Origin of the sequence: Jiella sonneratiae, assembly GCF_017353515.1 — a bacterium.
GTDB lineage: Bacteria > Pseudomonadota > Alphaproteobacteria > Rhizobiales > Rhizobiaceae > Jiella > Jiella sonneratiae.
Genome location: NZ_JAFMPY010000023.1, coordinates 90,403 through 98,805 on the forward strand (window position 1 = coordinate 90,403; position 8,403 = coordinate 98,805).

Annotated in this window: 5 protein-coding genes and 2 pseudogenes; 4 read left to right on the forward strand and 3 right to left on the reverse strand. The window is 68.6% G+C overall.

The window, feature by feature from the left end; all coding sequences use genetic code 11:
• The first annotated feature begins 172 nt into the window (after positions 1 to 172).
• A complete protein-coding gene (gene alaS, locus J1C47_RS18555) occupies positions 173 to 2,836 on the forward strand; it encodes an alanine--tRNA ligase (protein WP_207352277.1) in 2,664 nt (887 codons plus the stop codon).
• A 194-nt stretch (positions 2,837 to 3,030) separates the two neighbouring features.
• On the opposite strand, the gene J1C47_RS18560 is transcribed toward alaS, so the two are convergent.
• Entirely contained in the window at positions 3,031 to 4,248 is a 1,218-nt protein-coding gene (locus J1C47_RS18560) for an NADP-dependent isocitrate dehydrogenase (protein ID WP_207352278.1), read from the reverse strand.
• A 163-nt stretch (positions 4,249 to 4,411) separates the two neighbouring features.
• Between J1C47_RS18560 and J1C47_RS18565 the strand changes: the two genes are divergently transcribed.
• The 3 genes from J1C47_RS18565 to murI all read left to right on the forward strand — a co-directional run bounded on the left by J1C47_RS18565 (position 4,412) and on the right by murI (position 7,656).
• Positions 4,412 to 5,893 (forward strand): carboxylesterase/lipase family protein, encoded by a 1,482-nt coding sequence (locus J1C47_RS18565; RefSeq protein ID WP_207352279.1) that lies wholly within the window; start codon positions 4,412 to 4,414, stop codon positions 5,891 to 5,893.
• Positions 5,894 to 6,055: 162 nt separating this feature from the next.
• Entirely contained in the window at positions 6,056 to 6,856 is an 801-nt protein-coding gene (locus J1C47_RS18570) for an RNA methyltransferase (protein ID WP_245396661.1), read from the forward strand.
• Positions 6,853 to 7,656, forward strand: a complete 804-nt coding sequence (gene murI, locus J1C47_RS18575; protein ID WP_207352280.1) for a glutamate racemase — start codon at positions 6,853 to 6,855, stop codon at positions 7,654 to 7,656. The genes J1C47_RS18570 and murI overlap by 4 nt, the downstream gene beginning before the upstream one ends.
• Positions 7,657 to 7,873: 217 nt before the next feature.
• Here the strand turns inward: murI and J1C47_RS18580 are convergent.
• Together J1C47_RS18580 and J1C47_RS18585 are read right to left on the reverse strand one after the other, a co-directional pair.
• A pseudogene (locus J1C47_RS18580) lies at positions 7,874 to 8,140 on the reverse strand (IS5/IS1182 family transposase); the annotation flags it as partial.
• A 14-nt stretch (positions 8,141 to 8,154) separates the two neighbouring features.
• Positions 8,155 to 8,403: pseudogene (locus tag J1C47_RS18585) on the reverse strand (IS4 family transposase); the annotation flags it as partial.

Sequence of the window (8,403 nt, forward strand, 5' to 3'; positions counted from 1 at the left end):
GGCCACTGCCGGCGCGGGGCGCGGCCGGACCGCGGGATCCTCATAGCCGCTCTCGCTTGCCCGATGGACACGACTTGCCGGCCTTTGTAGAAGGGCCGACGATCTTGCCGGCGGTTTAAGGCAACGCAGCCGGCGATGTGTCTTCCCGCAATGTCTCGCGAAGGTCACGCTCATGAGTGGCGTCAACGAAATCCGGTCGGCTTTTCTCGATTATTTCGAGAAGAACGGGCACGAGCGGGTTGCCTCTTCGCCGCTGGTGCCGCGCAACGATCCGACGTTGATGTTCACCAATGCCGGCATGGTGCAGTTCAAGAACGTCTTCACCGGCCTCGAAAAGCGTCCCTACAGCCGCGCGACCACGGCGCAGAAGGTCGTGCGCGCCGGCGGCAAGCACAACGATCTCGACAATGTCGGCTATACCGCCCGGCACCACACCTTCTTCGAGATGCTGGGGAATTTCTCCTTCGGCGACTATTTCAAGGACGTCGCGATCGAGCTCGCCTGGAATCTCACCACGAAGGAGTTCGGACTGCCGAAGGACCGGCTCCTCGTCACGGTGTTTTCCGAGGACGACGAGGCGGCGGCGCTGTGGAAGAAGATCGCCGGACTGACCGACGATCGCATCATCCGCATCCCGACCTCGGACAATTTCTGGACGATGGGCGAGACGGGCCCCTGCGGCCCGTGCTCGGAGATTTTCTTCGACCAGGGCGAGAGCGTCGCCGGCGGCCCTCCGGGCAGCCCCGACGAGGACGGCGACCGCTTCCTCGAATTCTGGAACCTCGTCTTCATGCAGTTCGACCAGGTCGACGCCGAGACGAGGCTCGACCTGCCGCGACCGTCGATCGACACCGGCATGGGCCTCGAACGCATGGCGGCGATCCTGCAGGGGGTCCACTCGAACTACGAGACGGATCTGTTCCGGACGCTGATTTCGGCGGCGGAGCACGCCATCGGCTCGGTGGCAGCCGGCGCCAGGCTGGCGAGCCACCGCGTCATCGCCGATCACCTGCGGGCGACGGCCTTCCTGATCGCCGACGGCGTGCTGCCCTCGAACGAGGGGCGCGGCTACGTGCTGCGCCGGATCATGCGCCGCGCCATGCGCCACGCGCGGATGCTGGGGGCTGAGGAGCCGGTGATCTACCGGCTGGTCCCGACCCTCGTCTCGGAGATGGGCCGCGCCTATCCCGAGCTCGGCCGGGCCGAGGCGCTGATTGCGGAGACGCTGAAGCTCGAGGAGAAGCGGTTCCTCCAGACCCTCGACCGGGGGCTGGCGCTGCTTGCCGAGGCGACCGAGGGCATGTCGGTCGGCGCGCAGCTTTCCGGCGAGACGGCCTTCAAGCTCTACGACACATACGGCTTTCCCCTCGACCTTACGCAGGATGCCCTCAGGCAGCGCGGCATCGCGGTGGATCTCGACGCCTTCAACACCGCGATGCAGCGCCAGAAGGCCGAGGCCCGGGCGAACTGGGCGGGGTCCGGCGAGGCCGCGACCGAGAACGTCTGGTTCCCGATCCGCGAACGCGTCGGTGCGACCGAGTTCCTCGGCTACGGCACCGAACGTGCCGAGGGGCAGGTGGTGGCGCTGGTGCGCGACGGCGCCGAGGTCGCGGCGGCCGAGGCCGGCGAGGACGTCTCGATCGTCGTCAACCAGACGCCCTTTTATGGCGAGTCGGGCGGCCAGCTCGGCGACACCGGCGTGATGCGCGGCGACGGCGTCGAGATCGTCGTCTCGGATACCCGCAAATTCGCCGAGGGCCTGTTCGTCCACCGGGCGAAGATCCTCGGCGGCAGCGTCCGGGTCGGCGCCGCGCTGGATCTCGAAGTGGACCACCGGCGGCGCAGCCAGATCCGCGCCAACCATTCCGCGACGCATCTCCTGCACGAGGCGCTGCGGGAAGTGCTGGGCAGCCACGTCGCGCAGAAGGGCTCGATGGTCGCGCCCGACCGGCTGCGCTTCGACTTCTCGCACCCCAAGCCGATCGAGGCGGGCGAACTCGCCGAGATCGAGCGGATCGCCAACGGCGTCATCCTGCAGAACGCGCCCGTCGACACGAGGCTAATGGCGGTCGACGACGCCATCGCCTCCGGCGCGATGGCGCTGTTCGGCGAAAAATACGGCGACGAGGTGCGGGTCGTGTCGATGGGCACCGCCGAGGCGGGCGAAAAGGCCGGAAGGCCGTATTCGGTCGAACTCTGCGGCGGAACGCACGTGCGCGCCACCGGCGACATCGGCCTCGTCCACGTGGTGGCGGAGAGCGGCGTCGCCGCCGGGGTGCGCCGGATCGAGGCGCTGACCGGCGAGGCGGCCCGCGGCCACCTGCTCGATCAGGAGCAGAGGGTGCGCCGGATGGCCTCGACCCTGAAAGTCTCGCCCGCGGAGGTCGCCGAGCGTCTCGAGGCGATCGTCGAGGAGCGCCGCCGGCTGGAGCGCGAGCTGGCGGAGGCGAAGAAGAAGCTCGCCCTGGTCGGCGACGGCGGCGGGTCGTCGTCCGGTGCCGCGCCGCAGGAGGTGGCGGGCGTCGCCTTCGTCGGCCGTGTTCTGGAAGGCGTTTCGCCGAAGGACCTGAAGGGCCTCGTCGACGAGACCAAGGCGCAGATCGGCTCGGGCGTCGTCGCGCTGGTCGCACTCGCGGACGGCAAGGCCTCGGTGGTCGTCGGCGTCACGCCGGATCTCACCGGCCGCTTCGATGCCGTTTCACTGGTCCGGGCGGCGAGCGGGGCGATCGGCGGCAAGGGCGGCGGCGGAAGGCCTGACATGGCGCAGGCCGGCGGCCCGGATGCCGGCAAGGCCGGCGAGGCGATCGCCGCCGTCGAAGCGGCGATGCTGGGCTGAACCGACCCCTCGCCGCGCCGGGAAGGCCGGATGAGGCGCCGCGCCCGGCCCGGATGGGCTCGGTCCGGCAGCCGGTGGCGACGCAGCCGAAGCGGCACGTCGGCGCCTCGGCAAACCACTCTTCGAACATGAAAAAAGGCCCGGCGGGACGAACCCGCCGGGCCTTTCGCTGATACGACGTCCGTTCGATGGCCTTACGAAGAAGCCATCGCCTTCTTGAGGTTCTCGTCGATCTTGTCGAGGAAGCCGTTGGTCGTCAGCCAGGACTGGTCCGGGCCGATCAGCAGCGCCAGATCCTTGGTCATGAAGCCGCTCTCGACGGTGTCGATACAGACCTTCTCCATCTTGGCGGCGAATTCCGCCAGCGCGGCGTTGTCGTCGAGCTTGGCGCGATGGGCGAGGCCGCGCGTCCAGGCGAAGATCGAGGCGACCGGGTTGGTCGAGGTCTGCTCGCCCTTCTGATGCTGGCGATAGTGCCGGGTCACCGTGCCGTGGGCGGCCTCGGCCTCGACGGTCTGCCCGTCCGGCGTCATCAGCACGGACGTCATGAGACCGAGCGAGCCGAAGCCCTGCGCGACGATGTCCGACTGGACGTCGCCGTCGTAGTTCTTGCAGGCCCAGACGTAGCCGCCCGACCACTTCAGCGCGGCGGCCACCATGTCGTCGATCAGGCGGTGCTCGTAGGTCAGCTTCTTGGCGTCGAACTCGGCCTTGAACTCGGCGTCGAAGGTCTCCTGGAAGATGTCCTTGAAGCGGCCGTCATAGACCTTCAGGATGGTGTTCTTGGTCGAGAGATAGCAGGGCACGTTGCGCTGCAGGGCGTAGTTGAAGGACGCGCGGGCGAAGTCGCGGATCGACTCGTCGAGATTGTACATGCCCATGGCGACGCCGGCGGCCGGGGCGTCGAACACCTCGTGCTCGATCGTCTGGCCGTCCTCGCCGACGAACTTCATCGTCAGCTTGCCCTTTCCGGGGAATTTGAAGTCGGTGGCCCGGTACTGGTCGCCATAGGCGTGGCGGCCGACGATGATCGGCCGGGTCCAGCCGGGAACGAGGCGCGGGACGTTCTTCATGATGATCGGCTCGCGGAAGATGACGCCGCCGAGGATATTGCGGATCGTGCCGTTCGGGGAGCGCCACATCTTCTTGAGGCCGAATTCCTCGACGCGCGCCTCGTCCGGCGTGATCGTCGCGCATTTGACGCCGACGCCGTGCTTCTTGATGGCGTTGGCGGCGTCGACCGTCACCTGGTCGTTCGTCTCGTCGCGGTGTTCGATGCCGAGATCGTAATATTCAAGGTCGATGTCGAGATAGGGATGGATCAGCTTGTCCTTGATGAACTGCCAGATGATCCGGGTCATCTCGTCGCCGTCGAGTTCCACGACCGGGTTTGCGACCTTGATCTTCGCCATTGGTGCCTTCCTTGGAGATTGTGCGGGACGCGGGACCGCGGCCCGGCTTTCAAATGGGTGATCCCGTGACCGGCCCTATAACACCCGTCATGGCGGACGCAAAGCAACACGGCGCAAAGCTTTCGGCGGCTGCGGAGGGGGCGGGGACGATCGAGACGGGCGGATGGTGAGCGAAGTGCGGATCGAGGCGGCCTGCGGCCGTCTCGTCGGGCAGCGGCGCGACGGCGTGGTGCGGTTTCTGGGCATTCCCTATGCCGAGGCGCCGCTCGGGCAGCGGCGCTTCGCGGCGCCGCGGCCGAAGCCGGCATTCGCCGACCCCTTCCGCGCCTTCGCCTATGGCAGGGCGGCGCCGCAGCGGCGGGTGCTGCCGATGCCGCTCGCGCGGTTCTTCGGCGTCAGCCACGGCCTCTCCGAGGACTGCCTCAGCCTGAACGTCTGGACGCCCGGCGTCTCGGGCCGCCGGCCGGTCCTCGTCTTCATCCACGGCGGCGGCTTCATCATCGGCTCCGGCGCGCAGTATCCCGGCAACGATCTCGCCGTGCGCGGCGACGTCGTGGTGGTGACGATGAACTATCGTCTCGGCCTTCTCGGCTTCCATCCCTTCGCCGAGGTGTTTGCCGGCGACGAGCGCTTCGCCGCCAATCCGGGGCTTCTCGACCAGCGGCTGGCGCTCGCCTGGGTGCGCGACAACATCGCGGCCTTCGGCGGAGATCCCGATGCCGTCACGATCGCCGGCGAATCGGCCGGCTCGGTCTCGGTCGCCTGGCATCTCGTCACCGCCGCCTCGCAGCCCTTCTACCATCGCGCGATCATGCAGTCGGGAACGCTCAGCCTGTTCTACGGCCGCGAGCGCGCCGCCGAGATCGGCGCGGAGCTCAGCCGCGGCATGGGGCTGAGGCGCGGGCCGGAGCCGCTGTTCCAGCTTGCGCCCGCCCAACTCGCGCAAGCGGCCGAAGCGGCGGTCAGCCACCATACCGGGGTGATTTCCCGCCCCTATGCCGACTGCATCGAGATCGGTTCGGCGGCGCCTGCCGCTCTTGCAGGCCGGGCGAAGCCCGTCCCGCTCCTCATCGGCACCAATCGCGACGAATTCTCCTTCTTCACCGACCTGCCGCTGCTGCCGATCGAAAGCAGCAAGGCTGAGATGACCGACATGGTCGCGCGGCTCGCGGGCAAGGACGCGGCCGCCCGCGTCGCCGGCCTCTACGGCGCCGACCGCGCCGGCCGCATCGCCTTCGGCACGGACCTTCTCTTCCTGATGCCCTCGATCGCCTTCGCCGAGGCGCACGTAGCCTCCGGCAACGCGGTGTTCGCCTATCGGCTCGACTGGGAGGCGAAGGGCCTTTTCGCCCGTCTCGGCGCCACCCATTCGGTCGATCTGCCGCTGCTCTTCGAAGATTTCATGCGGCCGTTCCGCTCGGCCTATCTCGGAATGACGCCGGACCATCGCCGCCGCATGCTGGCCGAGCGGATGCGCGATCACTGGCTCGCCTTCGTGCGGGAGGGGCGGCCGGGAGCGGCTTGGCCGGCCTATGTTCCGGAGACGCGCGAGACGATGATTTTCAACGTCACGGACCGGGTCGAGGCCGACCCGGAAAAGGCGCGGCGGATCGCCTGGCGCGGGATCGACGGCTTTGCGACCTGAAGCGGGATCTGCCGCACGGCTTGGCGGGCGGTCCGCGAAGCGCTATCGAGCCGGCGAGGGACCGGCCTTTCGCTGCCGCCGCGATGGCGGCGGCGGCACCGCGGGAGGAAGCGGGGCCGGGCGCCCGGACGTTTCGGCCGTCCGCAAGGAGTGACACACGCGTTGAACGATCGATCGACCACACCGCCGTCGACGGGACCGGCCATCGTCCTCGTCGAACCGCAGCTCGGCGAGAACATCGGCATGGTCGCCCGGGCCATGGCGAATTTTTCGCTCGCCGATCTCCGCCTCGTCAATCCGCGCGACGGCTGGCCGAGCGAGAAGGCGCGGGCGGCGGCCTCGCGCGCCGACCATGTGATCGATTCCGTGCGCCTCTTCGACACGGTCGAAGCCGCGGTCGCCGACCTCAACTTCGTGCTGGCGACGACCGCACGCCCCCGCGACAGCTTCAAGCCGGTGCGCGGGCCGGAGGCGGCCTCGCTCGATCTCAGGCGGCGGATCGCCGACGGCGAGCGGACCGGCATCCTCTTCGGCCGCGAGCGCTGGGGCCTCAACAATCACGAGGTCGGGCTCGCCGACGAGATCGTCACCTTTCCCGTCGATCCGGATTTCGCCTCCCTCAACATCGCCCAGGCCGTGCTTCTGATGAGCTACGCCTTCCAGGTGGCCGGCAGGGAAGGCGACCTGTCGCCGCGCTTTGCGGCCAAGGCGCCGGCGCCGGCGCCGAAGCAGGACCTCTTCCGGCTGTTCGAGCATCTCGAGGCCTCGCTCGATCGCGCCGGCTATTTCTTTCCCGAGGCGAAGCGCGAGGTGCTCGCCCAGAACCTGCGCACGATGCTGACCAAGGCGGGGCTCTCGGAGCCGGAAGTCCGCACGCTGCGGGGCGTCGTCAAGGCCTTCGACCACGAGGCGGGGCGGCTGGCATCGGGCGACGAAAGCGAAGCGGGGGAGACCGGCGCATGAGCGGCGGGGCACGGGACGAGCGGCCGCTGCTGATGCTCGACAGCGGCATCGGCGGCCTGACGGTGCTGCGCGAGGCGCGGGTGCTGATGCCGGAGCGGCGCTTCCTCTACGTCGTCGACGACGCGGCCTTTCCCTATGGAAACTGGGAGGAGGCGGCCCTGCGGGAACGCCTCGTCGCGCTGTTCGGCGAACTGATCGCGGCCCACGATCCGGTCGCCTGCGTCGTCGCCTGCAACACCGCCTCGACCCTCGCCCTCGATGCGCTGCGCCGCGCCTATCCAGAGATGCTCTTCGTCGGCACCGTGCCGGCGATCAAGCCGGCGGCGGAGCGGACACGCTCGGGGCTCGTCTCGGTGCTGGCGACGCCCGGCACGGTCAAGCGGCAATATACCCGCGACCTGATCGAGCAGTGGGCGACGAAATGCGAGGTGCGGCTGGTCGGCAGCGTCAATCTCGCCGCGCTCGCCGAGACCTACATGCGTCACGGCCTCGTCGCGGAGGAGGCGGTGCATGCGGAGATCGCGCCGTGCTTCGTGGAAAAGGACGGTCGGCGCACCGACATCGTGGTCCTCGCCTGCACGCATTATCCCTTCGTCGTCAACCGCATGCGCAAGATGGCGCCCTGGCCGGTGGACTGGCTCGATCCCGCCGAGGCGATCGCGCGGCGCGCCTTGGCGATCCTGCCGCGGATCGACGGCGAGGGTCCCGTCGCCCGCGACCCCGATATTGCGGTCTTCACCTCCAACCGTCCCGACGCGGTGACCCGCCGGTTGATGCAGGGCTTCGGACTGGTGGCGTGACGCGCCGGCGGTGAGGTCCGCTGTCACGTCGCGATGCGGGAGATGGCACAACGGCTCGTGCTGCCCGGATCAGGCCGAGGCTCTGCGGCAGCCGCTGCGGGGCGCCGGCATGCGGCGCCGGGCAACCGGCCCCGACGAAAAGCGAAAGGCCGGGAGCGCGTCCCGGCCTTTCCTTCGAAGCGGAGGTCGCTACGCCGTCGTCCGTGAAGAGGCCTTGTTAGGTGGCCGGGTTGGGTTCGGCGGCTGGGAACAGGCTGATGATCGCGGCCTGGATGAAGGCGACAAAAAGCTTCAGCCAGGCGAGGATGCGGCGGAAGTTGTAGCCGATGGCGGCGAGGACGGCGTTGGCGGCTTCGCCGGTGGCGTGGGCCAGATGATTGTGGCCCATGCGGTGATCGGCCTTGAGGTGCCCGGTGACGGGTTCGACGGCCGCCCGTCGTTTCATCTCGCGGCGGATGGCGTCGGTCATGCCGCGCTTCTGGCCCACTGCTGTCCGGTTTAAGCATGGCTGAGATCGAGGGTCATTTGCCTGGGGTCGAAGACAGGCGGTTTATGGGGCGCGCCGAGAGTGTCGATGGGCCGCCTTTGCATGAGGTTGAGGCGGACGAGGCGGCGGAAGGTGCTGGGTTGCGGGATGGCGCGCTGGGCTTCTTGGGCGAGTTTGAGGAGCAGGAAGGCGATCAGCGCGACGAAGATCTGGATGCGCACGGCGTTCTCGCTCTCGCCGAAGAAATGGCCGATCTTCAG